Annotated in this window: 15 protein-coding genes; 9 read left to right on the top strand and 6 right to left on the bottom strand. The window is 74.3% G+C overall.

Annotated elements, in window-relative coordinates; genetic code table 11:
- Positions 1-129: 129 nt before the first annotated feature.
- Both HYQ63_RS06075 and HYQ63_RS06070 read left to right on the top strand, forming a co-directional pair.
- Positions 130-810: a HemK2/MTQ2 family protein methyltransferase gene (locus HYQ63_RS06075; protein WP_179932875.1), complete on the top strand. Its 681-nt coding sequence runs from the start codon at positions 130-132 to the stop codon at positions 808-810.
- Positions 800-1,069: a CDGSH iron-sulfur domain-containing protein gene (locus HYQ63_RS06070; RefSeq protein ID WP_373689034.1), complete on the top strand. Its 270-nt coding sequence runs from the start codon at positions 800-802 to the stop codon at positions 1,067-1,069. The genes HYQ63_RS06075 and HYQ63_RS06070 overlap by 11 nt, the downstream gene beginning before the upstream one ends.
- Here the strand turns inward: HYQ63_RS06070 and HYQ63_RS06065 are convergent.
- The 3 genes from HYQ63_RS06065 to HYQ63_RS06055 are packed head-to-tail and all read right to left on the bottom strand — an operon-like array spanning position 1,018 to position 3,367.
- Complete coding sequence (locus tag HYQ63_RS06065; RefSeq protein WP_179932874.1) at positions 1,018-1,938, bottom strand: biotin-dependent carboxyltransferase family protein; 921 nt, start codon at positions 1,936-1,938, stop codon at positions 1,018-1,020. The two genes, HYQ63_RS06070 and HYQ63_RS06065, sit on opposite strands and share 52 nt — an antisense overlap.
- Positions 1,935-2,603: a 5-oxoprolinase subunit PxpB gene (gene pxpB / locus HYQ63_RS06060; RefSeq protein ID WP_179932873.1), complete on the bottom strand. Its 669-nt coding sequence runs from the start codon at positions 2,601-2,603 to the stop codon at positions 1,935-1,937. Before pxpB ends, HYQ63_RS06065 begins: the two co-directional genes overlap by 4 nt.
- Positions 2,600-3,367 (bottom strand): LamB/YcsF family protein, encoded by a 768-nt coding sequence (locus HYQ63_RS06055; RefSeq protein WP_179932872.1) that lies wholly within the window; start codon positions 3,365-3,367, stop codon positions 2,600-2,602. The genes pxpB and HYQ63_RS06055 overlap by 4 nt, the downstream gene beginning before the upstream one ends.
- 118 nt (positions 3,368-3,485) lie before the next feature.
- Between HYQ63_RS06055 and HYQ63_RS06050 the strand changes: the two genes are divergently transcribed.
- The 7 genes from HYQ63_RS06050 to HYQ63_RS06020 all read left to right on the top strand — a co-directional run bounded on the left by HYQ63_RS06050 (position 3,486) and on the right by HYQ63_RS06020 (position 14,902).
- Positions 3,486-4,265, top strand: coding sequence for a GntR family transcriptional regulator (locus HYQ63_RS06050; RefSeq protein WP_257231654.1), 780 nt, complete (start codon positions 3,486-3,488; stop codon positions 4,263-4,265).
- 101 nt (positions 4,266-4,366) lie between these two features.
- Complete coding sequence (locus HYQ63_RS06045) at positions 4,367-5,089, top strand: DUF969 domain-containing protein (protein ID WP_179932870.1); 723 nt, start codon at positions 4,367-4,369, stop codon at positions 5,087-5,089.
- A complete protein-coding gene (locus HYQ63_RS06040) occupies positions 5,086-6,054 on the top strand; it encodes a DUF979 domain-containing protein (protein ID WP_179932869.1) in 969 nt (322 codons plus the stop codon). Before HYQ63_RS06045 ends, HYQ63_RS06040 begins: the two co-directional genes overlap by 4 nt.
- Positions 6,055-6,103: 49 nt before the next feature.
- Positions 6,104-6,748 carry a pyroglutamyl-peptidase I gene (gene pcp, locus HYQ63_RS06035; protein ID WP_179932868.1) on the top strand — a complete coding sequence of 215 codons (645 nt, stop codon included), beginning with the start codon at positions 6,104-6,106 and terminating at the stop codon, positions 6,746-6,748.
- 208 nt (positions 6,749-6,956) lie between these two features.
- The gene (locus tag HYQ63_RS06030) at positions 6,957-8,492 is read left to right on the top strand and encodes a hypothetical protein (protein WP_179932867.1); all 1,536 of its coding nucleotides are present in this window, start codon (positions 6,957-6,959) and stop codon (positions 8,490-8,492) included.
- Between the two features lie 89 nt (positions 8,493-8,581).
- Positions 8,582-9,475, top strand: a complete 894-nt coding sequence (locus HYQ63_RS06025; RefSeq protein WP_179932866.1) for a hypothetical protein — start codon at positions 8,582-8,584, stop codon at positions 9,473-9,475.
- A 72-nt stretch (positions 9,476-9,547) separates the two neighbouring features.
- Positions 9,548-14,902 (top strand): hypothetical protein, encoded by a 5,355-nt coding sequence (locus tag HYQ63_RS06020; RefSeq protein ID WP_179932865.1) that lies wholly within the window; start codon positions 9,548-9,550, stop codon positions 14,900-14,902.
- 71 nt (positions 14,903-14,973) lie between these two features.
- Here HYQ63_RS06020 and HYQ63_RS06015 read toward each other — a convergent pair whose 3' ends face one another.
- The 3 genes from HYQ63_RS06015 to HYQ63_RS06005 are packed head-to-tail and all read right to left on the bottom strand — an operon-like array spanning position 14,974 to position 19,202.
- On the bottom strand, positions 14,974-16,533 hold the full coding sequence (locus HYQ63_RS06015; protein ID WP_179932864.1) for an APC family permease: 1,560 nt from the start codon (positions 16,531-16,533) through the stop codon (positions 14,974-14,976).
- A 45-nt stretch (positions 16,534-16,578) separates the two neighbouring features.
- Entirely contained in the window at positions 16,579-18,048 is a 1,470-nt protein-coding gene (locus HYQ63_RS06010; RefSeq protein WP_179932863.1) for an aldehyde dehydrogenase family protein, read from the bottom strand.
- Positions 18,045-19,202, bottom strand: coding sequence for an aromatic ring-hydroxylating dioxygenase subunit alpha (locus HYQ63_RS06005; protein WP_179932862.1), 1,158 nt, complete (start codon positions 19,200-19,202; stop codon positions 18,045-18,047). Before HYQ63_RS06005 ends, HYQ63_RS06010 begins: the two co-directional genes overlap by 4 nt.
- Between the last annotated feature and the right edge of the window lie 28 nt (positions 19,203-19,230).

Here is a 19,230-nt window from a genome sequence, read left to right as displayed (position 1 = left end):
ACCGCTCCTCTTCCGCCGATCTGCCGCTGCTCCTTCCGGGCCGCCGAGTGCCCCCGTTCGCCCGGCCGACGCATCCGGCCGGGCGTACCGGCGCGGTTTCGATCGTTGCCGATGAGGTACCTAGGGCGGATGCGACTGATTGCGCCTCCCGGGGTGTATGCGCCGCAGGACGACACCGCCCTGCTGGCCGGGGCGGTGCGCGGCGAGCCCGCCATGCAGGGCGCCCAGGTGCTGGACATCGGAACGGGCACCGGCGCGCTGGCGGTCCTCGCCGCGCGCTGCGGAGCCGCGGGGGTCGAGGCCGTGGACGTCTCGGCGCGCGCGGTGCTGGCGGCCTGGCTGAACGCCCGGCTCAGCGGCGAGCCGGTCCGGGTCCGCCTCGGCGGTCTGGCGTCCGTGGCCCCGGGGCGGCGCTTCGACGTCGTCCTGGCCAATCCGCCCTACGTGCCCTCGCGCCACCCCCGGCCCTTCGAGCGCGCCGGAGGCGGGCGCGCCTGGAACGCGGGGCCCGACGGCCGGGCGGTGCTGGACCGGCTGTGCGCCCGGATGCCGGAGCTGCTGCGCCCACGGGGAGTGCTGCTGCTCGTCCAGTCCGCGCTGAGCGGCGTCGGTACGACGCTGGAGCGACTGGCCGAGCAGGGGCTGCACGCGGATGTGACCGCACGCCGCGTCGTCCCGTTCGGGCCCGTGCTGCTGCGGCGCGGCCCCTGGCTGGCCTCCCGGGGGCTGATCGGCCCGGGAGACGACAAGGAGGAGCTGGTGGTGATCCGTGCCATCCGTACGACGGAGTGCAGCAGCTGTGCCCGATGAGCCCGTGCCCGATGAGCCGGTGCCCGATGAGCCCGGAGCGGCCCGGGGTCCGGCGCGGCGCGTCATCGTCGACCCCGAGGGCCCGCTGCTGGTCGAGGGCCCGGTGGAGGTCGTCCTGGAGGACGGCAGCACGGCCCGCTCCGACCGGGTGATGGTGGCGGTCTGCGCCTGCGGGCGCAGCGCCCGCTACCCCTGGTGCGACACCAGTCACCGCCGCCCGGTGCGCACCCGGGACGGGGCCCGCACCCAGGACGGCTGACCCGGGCGGCGCAGCGGCGCGAACCGCACCGGGGTACCGGGGGCGGCCTGCGCCGCGGCGGCCAGGTACGGCTCCGGGACGACACCCACCACGGGATAGCCGCCGGTCGTCGGATGGTCGGCGAGGAAGAGCACCGGGCGGCCGTCGGGCGGCACCTGGAGGGCGCCGAGCGCCATGCCCTCGCTGGGCAACTCGCCGTCCCTGGCGCGCTCCAGCGCCGGGCCCTCGGTGCGCAGCCCGATCCGGTTGCTCGCGGCCGCGACCCGGAAGCGGCCGGTGGTGAGGGTGCGCAGCCCGGCGGCGGTGAACCAGTCGTCGCGCGGACCGAGCACCACCGGAAGCACCAGCTCCGATACGACGTTCCCCAGCGGCACGCAGTCCGTACCCGGCGCCGGTCCGTACGGGGTGCCGAGCCGCAGGACGGCGCCGTCGGCGAGCGGCGCCGGGCCGAGCCCGGACAGCACGTCCGTGGCCCGGCTGCCGAGCACCGGATCGGCGTGCACACCGCCGTCGAACGCCACGTACGACCGCACGCCGTGGGTCGCCGCCCCGGCCTCCAGCACCGCGCCCGCCGGTACCCGCACCGGCGCCCCCCACGCCGCGGGACGGCCGTCGACGGTGACCGGGCAGGGCGCGCCGGTGACCACCACCGTGGCCGCGCGGCGCAGCCGTACGGCACAGCCGGTCAGCGTGGTCTCCAGGGTCGCGGCCCCGTCCGGGTTCCCGGCCAGGCGGTTGGCGAGCCGGTGGGCGGGCTGGTCGAGCGCGCCGGAGCGGGGCACTCCGAGATGGGCGTGGCCCTCCCGGCCGAGGTCCTGGACGGTGGTGAGCGCGCCCGCCCGCACCACCGAGAAGGCGCTGTCCGTCACGGCGCGTCCCCCTGCGGTGCTTCGCCTGCGTCCGGCGTGACGGGGACGAAACGGACCCGGGTGCCGGGGACGAAGAGCGCCGCCGGTTCCCGTGCGGTGTCCCACAGCACCGCGTCCGTCGTCCCGATGAGCTGCCAGCCGCCGGGGGAGGAGCGCGGATAGACGCCGGTGTACGGGCCCGCGAGGGCGACCGAGCCGTCCGGGACGCGGGTCCGGGGGGTGGCACGGCGCGGTACGTGGAGCCGCTCGGGAAGCCCCGTCAGATAGCCGAAGCCGGGGGCGAACCCGCTGAACGCCACCCGGAACTCGGTGCCGGAGTGGATCCGGGCCACCTCCTGCGGCGTGACGCCCCACAGCCCGGCGACGTCCGCGAGGTCCGGCCCGTCGTAGCGGACGGGGACCTCCACGGCCTCCTCGTCGCCGCGGACCAGCGGCGGTATCTCCCAGGTCACCAACTCGGCGGCGAGACCGGCCGGATCGGCGACGCCGTCCAGCAGCACGGTGCGCGCGGCGGGGACGATCTCCCGGACGGCGGGCAGCGTACGGGCCGCGGCGCGCCGCAGCAGCTCGGCGTGCAGGGCCTCCACGGCCTCGCCGGTGCCGACTTCGATGAGCAGCCCGTGGTCGCCGACCGGAAGACAGGTCACGCCCGGCTCGGCGGTCATGCGAACGCCGCCACGCGGACACCCGCGCCGGTCAGCTCGCGCCGTACCCGGCGGGCGAGTTCGGCGGCGCCGGTGGTGTCGCCGTGCAGGCACAGCGAGTGCGCCTCGACCTCGATCCGCTGCCCGTCGACCGAGGTCACGGCCTGGTCGCGGGCGAAGCCGAGGGCGCGCTTGACGACGGTGTCGGGGTCGGAGACGACGGCACCGGGCTCGCCGCGCGGCACCAGGGTGCCCGCCGCGGTGTACGCGCGGTCGGCGAACGCCTCGGTGATCACCGGCAGCCCGGCCGCGCGGGCGGCCTCGTGCAGCCGGGAGCCGGGCAGGCCCAGCACGGGCAGCGGGCCGCCGGCCGCCAGCGTGATGCCCTCGGCCACGGCGGCGGCCTGCGCCGCGTCGTGCACACAGCGGTTGTAGAGCGCGCCATGCGGTTTGACGTAGGCCACCCGCGCCCCGGCGGCCCGGGCGAAGATCTCCAACGCGCCGATCTGGTAGGCGATCTCGTCGGCCAGCTCGCGCGGTGGTACGTCCATGGCGCGCCGCCCGAAGCCCGCGAGGTCCCGGTAGGAGACCTGCGCCCCGATGCGGACGCCGCGCTCGGCGGCCAGCGCACAGACCCGGCGCATGGTCGAGGGGTCGCCCGCGTGGAAGCCGCAGGCGACGTTGGCGCTGGTGACGATGGACAGCAGGGCGTCGTCGTCGGTGAGCTGCCAGCGGCCGAAGCCCTCGCCGAGGTCGGCGTTGAGATCGATCGTCGGGTTCGCCATGGCACCACAAGCTAGCGATCGTTGAACGATCCGACAAGAAGTTGTTGTCGCCTTTCCGGATCTGGGCTTCACTTCTCGCCATACGGGACGGATGCGACAGAGCAAAGGGAGAGAAACCGTGGCAAACGGCGTGGAGCGACGGCTCGCCGAGGCGTCCGAGGTGTCCGAGGTCGCCGGAGTCGCCGGTCTGGAGGCCGACCGGGCGCTGCTGGGGCGCACCAGCACGGCCGAGCGGGTCGCGGACGTCCTGCGCGACCGCATCGCGGAGGGGTTCTTCCCGCCCGGCACCCGGCTGTCCGAGGACAGCGTCAAGGGGGCGCTCGGCGTCTCCCGCAACACCCTCAGGGAGGCGTTCCGGCTGCTCACCCACGAGCGGCTGCTGGTGCACGAGCTGAACCGGGGCGTCTTCGTCCGCATCGTCACCGTCGACGACCTCCACGACATCTACCGGGTGCGCAGGATGGTCGAGTGCGCCGCCGTACGGGGCCTGGGCGAACCGCCGTACCCCCTGGCCGCGGTCGAGGCGGCCGTCGCGGCGGGCGAACGCGCCGCGCAGGAGAGGGCCTGGCAGGACCTGTCCACCGCCAACATCCGCTTCCACCAGGCGATCGTGGCGCTCGCGGGCAGCCCGCGCGCCGACGAACTGATGCGCGCGGTGCTCGCCGAACTGCGGCTGGTCTTCCACGTGATGGACGACCCGCGCCGCTTCTACGCCCCCTACCTGGTCCGCAACCGGCAGATCCTGGAGGTGCTCCAGGCCGGGGACGCCGCGGAGGCCGAGCGGCTGCTCGCCTCGTACCTGGACGACTCCCAGGCGCAGTTGTCCGGCGCCTACGCGCAACAGGTTTCCCGGCAGGCAGGTTTCCCAGCGGTGAGCGATCCGGCGCACCACCAATAAGTCGGCGTCAACCTCTTGTCGGATTGTTCAACGAAGTTCTAGCCTCCGGTGCATTCTCCTCACGCCCCTCGTGAGGTCCTGTGCGCGGAAAGGCGGGACGCATGATTGTTCTCCTGGGCGTCCTCGTGGTGATCCTCGGATTCGCCACACGACGCAACCCGTTGCTGGTGGTCGGGGTCGCCGGGATCGCCACCGGATTTCTGGGCAAGCTCTCGCCCCAGGAGATCCTGGCCGCGTTCGGCAACGGCTTCGCCTCCAGCCGCTCGGTGACGATCTTCGTCATCACCCTTCCGGTCATCGGTCTCCTGGAGCGCAACGGCCTCCAGGAGCAGGCCCGGACCCTCATCGGACGGCTCGGCAAGCTCACCACCGGCCGCTTCCTCGCCCTCTATCTGCTGATCCGCCAACTGACGGCGGCGGTCGGCCTCATCAGCATCGCCGGCCCCGCGCAGAGCGTGCGCCCCATGGTCGCGCCGATGGCCGAGGGAGCCGCCGAGCGGCGCCACGGCACCCTGCCCGAGCGGACGCGCGAGCGCGTCCGCTCGTTCTCCGCCAGCGCCGACACCGTCGGGCTGTTCTTCGGCGAGGACTGCTTCCTCGCCATCGGCTCGATCCTGCTCATCACGGGCTTCGTCAACACCACGTACCACACCCATCTGGAGCCCCTCCAGCTCGCCTTGTGGGCCATCCCCACCGCCGTCTGCGCCTTCCTCATCCACGGCGCCCGGCTGCTGCGGCTGGACCGGACCCTGGAGAGCGACCTCGCCGCCCCGGGCGGCCCGTCCGCTGCCATGGGCAGCCGCACCGCGGAGGAGGCCAAGTGATCAAGACAGAGTGGTTCTACTGGCTCGTCGGCGCCGTCTTCCTGGCCATGGCCGCCCAGATGGCCGTCGACCGCAGCAACCCCAAGCGGTACGGCTCCGCCGCCTTCTGGGGCCTGCTGGGTGCCTGCTTCTTCTACAGCACCTGGGTGGTCGAGAAGAAGGTCCCGGCCGAACCGCTGGGCGTCGCCGTCCTCGCCATGGTCTGCCTCGGCGGCTTCGGGCTCACCGGCCGCGGCGTCCCGCGCACCACCACCGCCGAGGAGCGCACCGCCACCGCCGCCCGGCTCGGCAGCAGGCTGTTCATCCCGGCGCTCACCATCCCGCTGGTCGCGGTGGTCTGCGCCTCGGCCGTCAAGGAGTGGCACGTCGGCGGCGAACCGGTCCTGGAGACCGGCAGCGAGACCATCCTCGGCCTCGGCTTCGGCGCCGTCGCCGGACTGCTGGTCGGCATGGTCGTGGTCCGCGAGCGCAGGCCCTCGGTCCCGCTGGACTCCGGCCGCAGCCTGCTGGAGTCCATGGGCTGGGCGCTGCTGCTGCCCCAACTGCTCGCCGTCCTCGGCTCGATCTTCCAGGTGGCCGGGGTCGGCACCCAGGTCGGCAAGATCGCCGAACAGCTGCTCCCGGACGGCCAGAAGTACGTCGCCGTGGCCGTGTACTGCGTCGGCATGGCCCTGTTCACGGTCGTCATGGGCAACGCGTTCGCCGCGTTCCCGGTGATGACCGCCGCCATCGGCTGGCCCGTGCTCATCGAGCAGATGAACGGCGACCCGCCCGTCGTCCTCGCCGTCGGCATGCTCGCGGGCTTCTGCGGAACGCTCGTGACCCCCATGGCCGCCAACTACAACCTGGTGCCCGCCGCACTGCTCGAACTCAAGGACCAGTACGGTCCCATCAAGGCGCAGATCCCCACCGCCGGCGCGCTGCTCGCCTGCAACATCGTCATCATCTCGCTGTTCGCCTTCTGAGCCTTCTGAGTATTCCGAGCATTCCGAGAGCATTTGGAGAGGTCATCGCATGACCCGAGTACTCCTCACCGGCTTCCACCCCTTCGGCGGGTCGGTCGTCAACCCCTCATGGCAGGCCGTCTCCCTGGTCGCCGCCGACCCGCCGCCCGGTCTGACCGTGGCCACCGCCCGGCTCAGCTGCGTCTTCGGCACCGCGCTGGACGAGCTGCGGGCCGCGGTGGACCGGACCGACCCCGAACTGGTGGTGTGCGTGGGGGAGGCCGGCGGCCGCCCCGACATCACCGTCGAGCGGGTCGCGATCAACGTCAACGACGCGCGCATACCCGACGAGGCGGGACAACAGCCACTCGACGGCCCGGTCGTCGAGGGCGGCCCCGCCGCGTACTTCTCCACCCTGCCCATCAAGGCGTGCGTCGCCGCCGTACGCGCCGCCGGGATCCCCGCCTCCGTATCGCAGACCGCCGGAACGTTCGTCTGCAACCACGTCTTCTACGGCCTCGCCCACCTGATCGCCACCGAGTGGCCCGCCCTGCGCGGCGGCTTCGTCCACGTCCCGTACGCACCCGAACAGGTCGTGGACCGGGCCACACCCTCCCTGCCCGCCGCCACGGTCGCCGAGGCGCTCCGCGCGATCGCGGCCACGGCGGCGAGCACCGAGACGGATCTGCGCAGCGCCGAAGGCGCGATTCATTGAGCGCGCCCCTCGCCCCGTACGCGGAGCGCTGCGCCGCCCTCGCCCTCGACGGTCCGCCGGGCGGACCGGGGAACTCCTGCGAAGCCGTAGACTGACCGGTCGGTGAGTCACGGGAGACGCGCCGGTGTACGGGCGCGACGCGCCCCGACATAGCGGGATCTCCGCGCCGTTTCGTGCGTTGTCGGTGCGACCGCCTAATCTGTGCGACGTGACATCTCCACCCCCCGGGGCCACGACTGCGCCCCAGCTCAACGGCCATGACGGGGCAGCCCGCCCGGCGCCCGGCCCGGCCGCCGACGAGGGCCTGGCCCGGCGGCTGCGCGCGCTCGCGTGCACCGCGCCGCTCCATGACCTGGACACCCGCAAGGCCAACCTCGCGGGGGAGTACGGGGTGTACGCGATGGCCGAGGTCGCCCTCGCCGCCATCGACCTGGTCACGCTCAACATGGACTTCGACACCGGCGCCGACCACGAACAGATAGTGGCCAGGCTGCTGCCCCGCGTCGCTGCCCAGGCCCCCGAGCGGCCCGCCGCCGAGCACGAGCGCGTCGCCCGCTGGGTGCTGGAGAACCTGATCAACGTCGGCAGTGTGGACCGCGGCTTCCGCGCCGTGTACGGGACGTTCGGCGCCGACGGCGCGTACGTGCGCCGCGACTACGACTTCAAGCTGATCGAGGAGGTGCCGGGGCCCGGCGGCGGCGTCTATCTGCGCACCACCGACGAAGCGGTCAACGTCCTGGTCGGCGCCCTCGACACGGACGTCACCAGCGCCCAGATCGCCGCCGAGGTCAAGCTGGAGGTCCTCATCAGCCGCGGCCGCCTCGCCGACGCCCAACTCGCCGCCGAGCAGGCCCGCTACCGCACCGTCCAGTACTCGGAGACGCTGCGCCGCACGCTGGACGCGACCCGGCGCAACGTCCGCGCGGTCGACTGGCTGCGCACCGTCCCCGAGCTGATCACCGAGGCGCTGGACCACGTCGCCGACCGCTACCGCCACGAGAACGCGATCCTCACCAACATCCGCAAGGCGCGCGACGAGGCCGAGGGCGCCGAGCACAAGCGGCGCGCCGCCGAACTGGTCGACATCGTCAAGGACTGCATCCGGCGCCACACCCAGCTCCAGTCCCGGCTGCTGGAGGCCGGGCCGCTGTTCCGCGCCGAGCAGGACCGCCAGGCGTTCGCCCCGCCCGCCGCGCGCGCCGGACTCGACCTGTACGGACAGCTCCTCGCCCCGATCCTGCCGCTCCCCGTCGAGCAGTCCGGGCGGGTCACCGACGCGTTCTTCGCCCGTGGCACCGGAATGCGGACGCCCACCTCCGTACGCGTCGGCGACCTGGTCGACATGCTCCTCACCCCGCCCGTCGAGCGCGAACACCTCGGCGCGGAGATGCCCGAGCCGGACCTCATCGCGACCCCCGACGACAGCCGCTTCAGCGAGGAACAGCTCGCGGTCGCCATGGAACTGCTCGACCTCCCCGCGGACGCCCCGCGCCGCCTCTCCGGCCTCCTCGCCGAGGCCCGCCGCCGCGACCCCGACCTGCCCTACCTGATCGCCCTCCTGGCCGTCCACGCCGCCAGCCCCCCGGTCGGCACCGCCTACCGCCAGGGCGAGCAGCGGCTGCTGTTCGCCGTGGACGACGGCACCGAGCTGGAGGACCACGAATTCGGCGGCGCCGACCTCATAGTGGGCACCGCCCTCCTGGACGCCGCGGGCATGGCGGCGGACCGGACGGAGGTGGCGTAGATGCAACCCCGAAAGGCCCCCGGCCGTACCGGATCTGTCGCCGCCCTCGCCGCACCCCGTGAGTACGCCCCGCGCAAGGAGCTTCACCCGTGACCGAGTACGACGCCGCCGACGACGCGGCACAGGCCGAGCCGACCGACGCGCCGAGCGCTCCGGCGGGCGGGGTCACGCCCGCCGACGCGGCCGACGCGGCGCGGCTGGTGTCCTTCGGGCTCCAGCCCAAGCTGCTGCCCGCCCGGGACGTCGAGTACGCCGAGCTGCTGCGCCGCTACCGCGACGAACCGGCCTTCGCCCGGCTCGCCGACGCCGTCGCCGCCGGGCTCGGCCTGATCGTGCTGGAGGTGTCCACCCGCGCCGGGATGGCCGTGACCGCCGCCGAGGACTCCGTCTTCGCCGTCCGCATGGGCGACTACGCCCGCCGCGCCGCCAGCGACTCCGCCGACCGCTTCCTGCACGGGCTCGCCCATCTCGCCGTCGCTGCCATGGCCTTCCCGCGCCCCGAGGACCTGGCCGACGACGGGTACATCGGCCGGGTCACCGTCAACGGAGTCGACGCCTTCGTGCGGCAGGCCTGCGCCCGCCTGGAGGAGCGGGCCGAGGAGCAGGGCGAGAACACCGACCCGGCCACCGACGCGCCCGGCCTGGAGGCCGCCTGGCGGGTGTACGCGCGGCGCAGCGCCACCGGCGCGACCAAGGACGCTCGCCGGCTGGCCGGTTCGACGACCGGCATCATCGGCAAGGCCGTCGCGTTCCTCGTGGACTCCGGGTTCCTCCAGCGCACCGGGGACGAGTCCGGCGGCACGTACCGCACCACCGCCCGCTACCAGCTCCAGGTGCGCGACATGGCGGCCGGTGCCGCCATGTCCGAGCTGCTGGCGCTCGGCGTCGTGCCGGTCGGCGACGGCAGCGCGACGCTGCTGCCGCCGCAGGAGGGCGACGCCCTCGACCTCGTCGCCGACGCCGGTCTGCCGTTCCACTCCTGACCCCGCCCAGTCAACCTCCGACCAGCCTCCGACCAACCTCCGACCAACCTCCGACAACGAGAGTCCGCCGCCATGTACGAGCTGTCCCGGATCCGCCTCTACTCCATCGGGCCGGCCGGTGCGCGCTATGCCGACACCGTGCTGGACCTGCGCGGAGTCGGCGATCCGGTGCCCAGCCCCGCGCCGACCCAGGCGGAGTTCTTCGAGGACGAGCCGGTCGGCCCGCCGCGCCGCCCCGCCCCCGCCGGGGTGCTCTTCCTGGAGAACGGCGGCGGCAAGTCCGTCCTCCTCAAGCTGATCTTCTCGGTCATGCTGCCCGGCCACCGGAACACGCTCGGCGGCGCCAGCTCCGGCGTGCTGCGCAAGTTCCTGCTCGCCGACGACTGCGGGCACGTGGCCCTGGAGTGGCAGCACACGGTCACCGGCGAGTCGATCGTGGTCGGCAAGGTCAGCGAGTGGCGCGGCCGCCAGGTCTCCAACGACCCGCGGAAGTTCGCCGAGGCGTGGTATTCGTTCCGCCCCGGCCCCGGGCTCAGCCTCGACTCGCTGCCGGTCGCCGAGGCCGCCTCCGTCCGCCCCTCCGCGGAGGGCGCCTCCACCGCCCGCGGCCGCCGCCGCACCATGAAGGGGTTCCGGGACGCCCTCACCGAGGCGGACAAGGCGTATCCGCACCTGGACGTCTCCTGGGTGGAGATCCACGAGCGCTGGAACGAACACCTCGGCGAACTCGGCCTCGACCCCGAACTCTTCCGCTACCAGCGCGAGATGAACGCCGACGAGGGCGAGGCGGCCGGGCTCTTCGCCGTCAAGAACGACTCCGACTTCACCGATCTGCTGCTGCGCGCCGTCACCGACACCCGCGACACGGACGGGCTCGCCGACCTCGTCCACGGCTTCGCGCACAAGCTCGGCCGCCGCGCCGAGCTGACCGCCGAGCGCGACTTCACGGCCGGTTCGCTGGACCTGCTCCAGCGCATCGCCGACGCCGCCGAGCGCCGCGAGCAGGCGCGCGGGGTGCACGCGGGCGCCGAGCGCCGCACCCGTACGCTCGCCCGGCGGCTCTCCGCGCGCGGCGCCGAGGAGCGGGGCCGCGCCGCCGAACTCGCCCAGCAGGTCGCCGCCGCCGCGCACGCCGTCACCGAGGCGGAGACCGCGCGCGGACGCAGCGACCTGGTGGCCGCCGAACTCGCCTACCGCCACGCCTCGCTGGCCCTCGCCGCCGCCGAGAAGGGCGCCGCCGCCCAGCGCCGCGAGCTCAACGACGCCCGCACCCTGCACTCCGCCTGGCAGGCCGCCGAGACGGTGCTCCGCCACCGCGCCGCCGCCGACCGCTCCGCGCGCGTGGCCGCCGCCATCCGCGAGGCCGAGCGGGACGCGGCCCCCGCGCTCGCCGCCCGCGCCAAGGCCGCCGCCGACCTCGTACGCGCCCTGCACGCGGCGGCGGAGGACGGCGAGCGGCACGCCAACGAGGAGGAGGAGCGCTCTGCCGCCCTCCAGCAGGCCGGAGAGGCCGCCCACCGCGACGCCACCTCCGCCGCCACCTCCGCCCAGCGCGCCCGCAGCGAGGCCGAGCACCTGCGGCAGCGGCTCACCGAGGTCGAGCAGGAGACCGCCGAGGCCGTGCGCGCCGGATGGCTCGACGACTCCGCCCCCGACGCCGACCCGGCCCGCGCCGCGCTCGCCGCCAGCGACGCCGAGAAGACGACCGCCGCGGCCTGGGAAGCGGCCCGCGAGACGGCGGGCCGCACCGCCGACCACGCGAAGGCGACCGCCGCCGAACAGTCCCGCACCGAGCTGGCCGCCGCCCGCGCGGCCGACGCGGCGCGGGCGGCGGAGTCGGCGTACGACGCGGAGCGGCGCGCCGCCGAAGCCCTCGGCGCCGAGCCGCGCCTCCTCGAGCTGCTGGGCCTTCCCCAGCCGACCGCCGCCATCCCCGCCGCCCGCCGCCCCGCCCGCCCCTCGGCGGCCGAGTCGTCCCGCACGGGCTGGATCACGGTCCGGGTGGACGAGGACCCGGACGCGGACGACATGCTGGGCCTGTCCCAACTCCCGGCCGCCTTCCGCGCGGACCCCACCACCCGCACCCCCGACGAGTGCGCCGTGGCCCCCGACTGCGCGCCGCACCCCGACCACGCCTACGCCCCCGACGAGGCCGGCGACACCCGGGGCCCCCGGACGGACACCGACGAGGACCCGCCCCCGCCCGGCCACACCCACGCGGCCGACTCCCGCCCCCGGGACCAGGTGACGGTCCGCGTCGAGGACGAGGACGAGGACGCGGGCTCGCCCGCGGCGGGCGAGGGTGAGGCCGCGGCTGACGGCACCGGCGCTCGCGGGATGCGCTCCGGCGCCGTACGCGTGTACGCGGCCGATGCGACGCCGCCGGGGCGGGTCACGGCCCGGGTCGGCGACGAGGGCGGCGACGGTGACGGTGACGGCGACGACCGGGCCTCGGCCGACGCGGACGGGACGGCGGACGGCGGCGCCGCGGCCGGGGCCGAGCAGGCGCCGGAATCCGGTCAACCGCACCCAGCGGACAAGGCGGACGACGCGGATAGCGCGGAAAGCACGTCCGACGACGAGCAGGACTGCTGGGCCCCCGAGGCCGGCGACGGCGACGCGCCCGTGGGGCCCGGCGCCGCCGCACGGGACGACGCGCGGCAGCGGCCCGTGGGCGACGGGCCGCTGACGGCCGAGGAGCTGGACCGGAACGCCGACGCGTTGCGGGAGCTGCTGGAGGAGAGCGTGGCCTCCGCCGAGCGGCAGCTGTTCGACCTGCGGACCGCCGCCGCCGACGATTCGCGCATCCTCGCGGCGCTCGGCGACGGCGGGTTGCTGCCGCCCAGCACCGACGTGCTGGCCGCCGTCGAGTACCTGGGCGAGCACGGCATCCCGGCCCTGCCCGGCTGGCGCTATCTGGCGCAGGCCGTCAACCCCGCCGACCACGCGGCCGTGCTCGCGGCCCGTCCCGAGCTGGTGGACGGCGTCGTCATCACGGACCCCGACACCCACGCCCGCGCCCGCGCGGTGCTGGGGCAGGCGTCGCTGCTACCGCGTTCGGCCGTCGCGGTCGGGACGGCCGCCGCGCTGCTCGCTCCGACGCCCGCGCCCGGGGCGGGCGAGGAGAGCGGGGTGTTCCTCGTCCCGCCGAACCCGGCGATGCACGACGAGCGCGCCGCGGACGACGAGCGGCGCGGGCTGCGGGACCGAGCCGCCGCGCGGGACGAGGAGATCCGGGCGCTGGCCGCCCGGCTGTCCGGGGACCGGGCGCTGGCGGCCCGGCTGGCGTCGTGGCGCAACGGGTGCCCGGCCGGGCGGCTCGCCGAGCTGGCGGCCGCGGCCGAGGGCGCCGCGGAGGCGGCCGAGGCGGCGCAGCGGGAGCTGGTGGAGGCGCGTACGGCGCGGGCCGAGGCGGACGAGGCGGCCGCCGAGGCGGCCCGGGTGCGGGACGAGCGGCAGGAGGCCGCGCAGCGGGCCCGCCGGGTGGCGGACGCGCTGGCGGGGCTCGCGTACCGGCTGCGCGAGCGGGCCAACTGGCAGACCCGACTGCGCGAACTCGCCGACGAGGCGGCCGAGGCCGAGGAGCAGGCGGCCGCCTGCGTGGACCGGGCGCGCGCCGCCGACGAGGACCGGCGCGCGGCCCAGCGCGCGGCCGACGACGCGCACCGCACCGCGCGCGCCCTGCGCGCCGAGCGGGCGGAGATCGCGGGGGCGCCCGACGACCTGGGCGACGACACCGAGCCCCCGTCCGCGTCGCTGCCCGCGCTGCGCGAGGCGTACCGCACGGCCTCCCAGGTGTACGAGAAGGTCGGCGTCGGCGCCGATCTGCGGGCCGAACAGGCGCGCGCGGAGAGCGACGAGAGCGCGGCGCTCGCCAGCCTCGACCGGCTCACCAACAAGGTCCGCACCCGCGCCGCCCAGCTGCTGGAGGGCACCGACGGCGCGGACGGCCCGTCCCGGCAGGCCGCGGCGGCCCGCGCCGAGTCCCTCGTCCAGATGCTGGAGACCCGCGCGTCGGCGGCGAGCGAGCAGCTCGGCCGGCTGCGCGGCGAGGCCGAGCGGCTGGCACCGGCCGACGGCGACGCGCACACCGCCCTGCCGGAGGAGATGGTTCCGGCCGATGCGGAGCAGGCGAAGGAGCTGCTGCGCACGGCCAACGGCGAACTGGCCGCCCGGACGGACGCGCTGGACACCGCCCGCACCGCCCACGCCGACCTGCTCCAGGCCCACCGCTCCGCGGAGGACGCGGCGGGCGGCTTCGACGAGACGGCCGCGCTGCTGCGGGACCTGCTCCGCGACGGCCCCGGCGCCGAGGACGACGGCGAGCGCCCCGACCCGTACGCGGGCGGCCTCGCCGAGGCCCGGCAGGCGGCCACCGAGGCCCGCCGCTCGCTGCGCGGCTGCGCGGCGGATCTGTCGGGCGCCGAGTCGGCGGTCCGGGAGGCGAGCGACGTCCTCGTACGGCACGCCAACTCCACCCGCTACGAGCAGGTCCGCACCCCCGCCCGCCAGCAGATCCGCGAACTGCCCGCGGCCGCGCTGCCCGAGCACGCCGCCGCCTGGGCCGACGCGTTCGCGCCCCGGCTGCGGGTGCTGACGGACGAGCTGGAGCAGCTGGAGCGCAACCGCGACTCGATCGTCGACCGGCTCCGCGGCCTGGTCGAATCCTGCCTGGCCACGCTGCGTTCGGCGCAGCGGCTCTCCCGGCTCCCGGAGGGGCTGGGCGAGTGGTCGGGGCAGGAGTTCCTGCGGATCCGGTTCGACGACCCGGACCAGGCGACGCTCACCGAGCGGCTGGGCGAGGTCATCGACGAGGCGACCCGCTCGGCGGTGAAGAAGAACTCCGACCTGCGCCGGGACGGCATGTCCCTGCTGCTGCGCGGCGTCCAGGCGGCGCTCCAGCCGCGCGGGGTGGCCGTGGAGATCCTGAAGCCGGACGCGGTGCTGCGCGCGGAGCGGGTGCCGGTGGGGCAGATGGGCGACGTCTTCTCCGGCGGCCAGCTGCTGACCGCCGCCATCGCCCTGTACTGCACGATGGCCGCGCTGCGCAGCAACGACCGGGGCCGCGACAAGCACCGTCACGCGGGCACGCTGTTCCTCGACAACCCGATCGGCCGGGCCAACGCGACGTATCTGCTGGAGCTCCAGCGGGCGGTGGCGGACGCGCTGGGCGTCCAGCTGCTCTATACGACGGGGCTGTTCGACACGACGGCGCTGGCCGAGTTCCCGCTGGTGATCCGGCTGCGGAACGACGCGGACCTGCGGGCCGGGCTCAAGTACATCAGCGTCGAGGAGCATCTGCGGCCGGGCCTTCCGGTGCAGGACCCGGAGGGGGAGCAGGTGCACGGCCAGATCACGGCGACGCGGATGTACAAGCGGCCCGAGGGGGACGCACCGGACCCGACCACCGGGCCGGACACCCCCTAGGGACCTCAGCCCGGCGTCGTCACGACCAGGGCCGTGGTTCCGGCGGAGGTGCCGCGCGGGCGACCCCGGTTTCAGACCTTGGCCGCCGCCGAGGAGCCGCTGTCGGCATCACTGCCCGTGTCCGCGGCCGCCGCGTGCTCGGCCAGCACGCCCGTACGGTGGCGCTGGACGAACCAGTAGTAGGCGAAGCCGCCGAGCGCTACCGTCCCCACGAAGAGGAACGCGCCCCAGCGCAGATACCAGTGGTGCGGGGGAGCCGCGTTGTAGACCGCCTCGCGCGGCCAGGCCAGGTTGAGGGTCATGCCCGCGCCCCACAGCACCGCGAGCACATTGACCGGCAGCCCGAACCGCCCCAGCGAGAACCGGCCCTCACCCGCCGGAGTCCACCGCCCCCGCACCCTGGCCACCAGCATCGGCAGCGTGACCAGCAGATACGCCACGTAGATCATGATGATCCCGATGCTGGTCACCACCGAGAAGATCTGCGGCTGACGGATGTTGACGGCCAGCACCCCCAGCGCGAGCAGGCCCACGATCACCGCGGGCAGCACCGGGGTCTTGAACCGGGGGCTCACCCGGGCCATCAGCGACGCGGCGGGCAGGTTGGTGTCCCGGGCCATCGCGAACGCCAGCCGCACGGCCGCCGTGTGCACCGCCAGCGCGCACACCGTCACCGCGATCAGCACGCACCACAGCATCGCCTTGCCGACCGTCGGCCCGAGCACGTCCAGCACCACGTACTGGAGACCGTCCGTGGTCAGCCCCTCGCCGGTCAGACTCCCGACGCTCATCAGCGCCAGCAGCAGGATCAGCCCGCCCAGCACGAACGAGGCGATGAGCGCGCGCAGGATCGCCCGCGGCGCGTTGCGCGAGGGGTCCAGGGACTCCTCGCCGAGGGACGCCGCCGTGTCGAAGCCGTACATGACGTACGCGGAGGCCAGCGAGGCCGTGAGGAAGGCGCCCAGGTAGCCCAGGTTCTGCCCGGAACCGGTGTGCGCGGTGTCGGTGACGACGCCCGGGCCGCGCACCACATGGACGGCGAGAAGGACGATCAGCACGACCGTGGCGATGAGTTCGAGGAACACCCCGGCCGTGTTGATCCGGGCCATCAGCTTCACCCCGAAGGCGTTGACCAGCGTGGTGAAGAGGATGAGCACCGCGGCCAGCAGCACCGCGTTGGTCGCCGTGTCGTACGTACCGGAGCCGTCCCCGACGAACTGGAACGCCGAGGAGATCTGCGGCAGCGTCAGCTGATAGGCGAGGGCGACGGCGGCCAGCGACACGATGGAGGCGACCAGCATCATCCACCCGGCCAGCCAGCCCACGTGCGGGTTGCCCAGCCGTTTCGACCAGTTGTAGACGGAACCGGCGACTGGATGGCGGGCGGCCAGCTCCGCGAAGCACAGCGCCACCATGAGCTGTCCGGCGAAGACCATGGGCCAGGACCACCAGTAGGCGGGTCCGCCCTGGGCGAAGCCGAAGTAGAAGAGCTGGAAGGTGCCGGTGAGGATGGAGATGTAGCTGATCCCGGCGGCGAAGGTGTGGAAGCTGCCGAGGGTTCTCTTCAGTTCGGGGCGGTAGCCGAACTCGGTGAGTTCGGCGTCATCCTGCGAAGCGGACACGGTGGACACTCCAAAGTCGGGCGGGCCCCGCGCGGGGCTCGGGCCCTGCGCGGGTCAGGTGAACCAACCCTGCGGCCTGGGGCGGGTGTTGCGCCAGATGTGCTTCGCCTGCCGATACTCGGCGAGCCCGCTCGGCCCCAGTTCCCGTCCCGTCCCGGACTGCTTGAAGCCGCCCCACTCCGCCTGCGGCAGCGTCGGGTGGAGGTAGTCGTTGATCCATACGGTGCCCAGCCGCAGCCGGGAGGCAACCCGCTGCGCCCGCCCCTCGTCGCCGGACCACACCGCCCCCGCGAGCCCGTACACCGTGTCGTTGGCGAGCCGTATCGCCTCCTCCTCCGAGTCGAAACGTTCCACCGTGAGCACCGGCCCGAAGGACTCGTCGGCCAGCACCGACATCCCGCTGTGGCAGGAGTCGAGCACCGTCGGCCGGTAGTAGAAGCCGTCCGCCAGCTCCGGATCGTCCGGTCGGGAGCCGCCGCAGCGCAGCCGGGCGCCCTCCGCGAGCCCGGTGGCCACGTACGCCTCGACCTTGGCCCGGTGTGCGGCCGAGATCAGCGGACCGGTCTGGGCCCGCTCGTCGAACGGCCCGCCGAGCCGGATCCCGCGGGCGCGGCGCACCACCTCCTCCACGAACGCGTCGTGCACCGGGTCCTGCACCAGCAGCCGGGCACCCGCCGAGCAGACCTGCCCGGAGTGGTGGAACGCGGCGGTGAGCGCGTAGTCGACGGCGGTCTCGAAGTCCGCGTCCGCGAACACGATGTTGGGGTTCTTGCCGCCCAGTTCCAGAAAGGTCCGCTTGACCGTGTGGGAGGCCGCGGCCATGATGCGGCGCCCGGTCCGCAGGCCCCCGGTGAAGGACACCAGGTCCACATCCGGGCTGTCGGTGAGCGGGGCGCCCGCCTCGGCGCCCGGTCCCAGCACCAGGTTGGCCGTCCCGTCCGGCAGCTCCGCCTCCTCCAGCAGCCGGATCAGCGCGACGGCCGTGGACGGGGTCAGCTCGCTGGGCTTCAGGACGAAGGTGTTGCCCGCGGCGAGCGCGGGCGCCACCTTCCACGCGGCCTGGAGCAGGGGGTAGTTCCACGGGGTGATCAGCGCGCAGACCCCGACCGGTTCGTACACGACGCGGCTGACGGCGTCCTCGGTGCCGGTGTCCACGACCCGGTCCGCTCCGGTGCGCACCAGCTGCCCGTAATAGCGGAAGCACGCGATCACATCGTCGACGTCCCTGTAGCTCTCGGCCAGCCGCTTACCCGTGTCCAGGGACTCCGCGCGGGCCATCGCCGCCTTGTCGCGGGCCAGTAAACCGGCGACCCGCAACAGCAGATCACCGCGGGCGGCGACCGGGGTGCGCGGCCAGGGGCCGTGGTCGAACGCCTGCCGGGCGGCGGCCACCGCCTCGGCCGCGTCCTTGCCGCCGCCCTCGTCGACGACCGCCACCAGCGTGCCGTCGGCCGGGCACCTGATCTCCCGGGTGCGTTCGTCGATCGCCTCGGTCCACTGGCCGCCTATGAAGAGATCACTCACGGGCATTCCTCCGCTTCCGGTGTCGGGACATGGTCGGTCACCCATCGGTGAAACGCGCCGATGTGGTGTTCGCTGGGCACGAGCACCCCGCCGCGGCGGTACGCGCGCGAGTCCATGGCGGGCTGGGTGCGCTCACAGGCGTCGAAGTCCTGGGTGTTGACCCGGTGGAACAGCTCGACCGACTTCGACAGGTCCTGCTCCGACGCCACCACGTCCGGTACGTACAGCCAGTCGCAGCTGACCAGCGTGCGGTCGGCGGCGAGCGGGAACATCCGGTGGAAGATCACATGGTCGGGGACCAGGTTGATGAAGACCTGCGGCTGCACGGTGATCGCGTAGTAGCGGCGGTCCTGTTCGTCGGCGATGCCGGTGATGCGGTCGAAGCCCGCGCTGCCGTCCACCGTGAACCCCTGGGCCTCCTCGGCGAACTCGGCACCGTGCCCCACGAAGTACTGCGCCGCCAGGCCGTCGGCGAACTCCGGCAGCACCTCGGTGAGTTCGGGGTGGATCGTCGCGCAGTGGTAGCACTCCATGAAGTTCTCGACGATCAGCTTCCAGTTGGCCTTGATGTCGTAGTCGATCCGGCGGCCGAGCGACAGCCCCGCCACGCCGTACCGCTCCACGGCCTCGGTGTCGCCGAGCCGCTCGGCGACCGCCCCGACGACGGTCTCCTCGAACGACGGCGGCTCGTCGGCCAGGCACACCCAGGCGTAGCCCAGCCATTCGCGCAGCCGCACCGGCAGCAGCCCGCGCTCGGTGCGGTCCACATCGGGCATGCTCTGGAGGTTCGGGGCGGCGGTGAGCCGTCCGTCCAGGTCGTACGTCCAGGCGTGGTACGGGCACTGGAGCGAGCGCCGCACCGTGCCCGACTCCTCGGTGCACAGCCGGGCGCCGCGGTGGCGGCAGATGTTGAGGAACGCGCGCAGCTCACCGGCGCGGTTGCGGGTGATCAGCACGCTCTCACGGCCCACCTGCACCGTGCGGAACGCCCCCGGCCGTTCCAGGTCGGCGCTGCGCACCGCGCAGAACCACATCGCCTCGAAGAGGTGCTCCTGCTCCCGCCGGAAGACCGACGGCGAGGTGTACCAGTGGCCGGGGAGGGTGGTGATCAGGCTGGGGGACGTGGCGGCGGGGGACTCGGGAGCCACGGTCATGGGATTCTCCGTAAGAGGACGCGACGGC

It is taken from the genome of Streptomyces sp. Rer75, assembly GCF_013414305.1.
In the GTDB taxonomy this organism is placed as follows: domain Bacteria; phylum Actinomycetota; class Actinomycetes; order Streptomycetales; family Streptomycetaceae; genus Streptomyces; species Streptomyces himastatinicus.
The sequence above is the reverse complement of the archived record's forward strand: the minus strand, read 5'-3'. Positions and strand labels throughout refer to the sequence as shown.

What these genes read in the sequence shown, in the direction of transcription:
- HYQ63_RS06075 (WP_179932875.1), top strand. Translation starts at nt 130, where the DNA reads ATGCGACTGATTGCGCCTCCCGGGGTGTATGCGCCGCAGGACGACACC.
- pxpB (WP_179932873.1), bottom strand. Translation starts at nt 2,603, where the DNA reads ATGACCGCCGAGCCGGGCGTGACCTGTCTTCCGGTCGGCGACCACGGG.
- HYQ63_RS06055 (WP_179932872.1), bottom strand. Translation starts at nt 3,367, where the DNA reads ATGGCGAACCCGACGATCGATCTCAACGCCGACCTCGGCGAGGGCTTC.
- HYQ63_RS06045 (WP_179932870.1), top strand. Translation starts at nt 4,367, where the DNA reads ATGATTGTTCTCCTGGGCGTCCTCGTGGTGATCCTCGGATTCGCCACA.
- pcp (WP_179932868.1), top strand. Translation starts at nt 6,104, where the DNA reads ATGACCCGAGTACTCCTCACCGGCTTCCACCCCTTCGGCGGGTCGGTC.
- HYQ63_RS06020 (WP_179932865.1), top strand. Translation starts at nt 9,548, where the DNA reads ATGTACGAGCTGTCCCGGATCCGCCTCTACTCCATCGGGCCGGCCGGT.
- HYQ63_RS06005 (WP_179932862.1), bottom strand. Translation starts at nt 19,202, where the DNA reads ATGACCGTGGCTCCCGAGTCCCCCGCCGCCACGTCCCCCAGCCTGATC.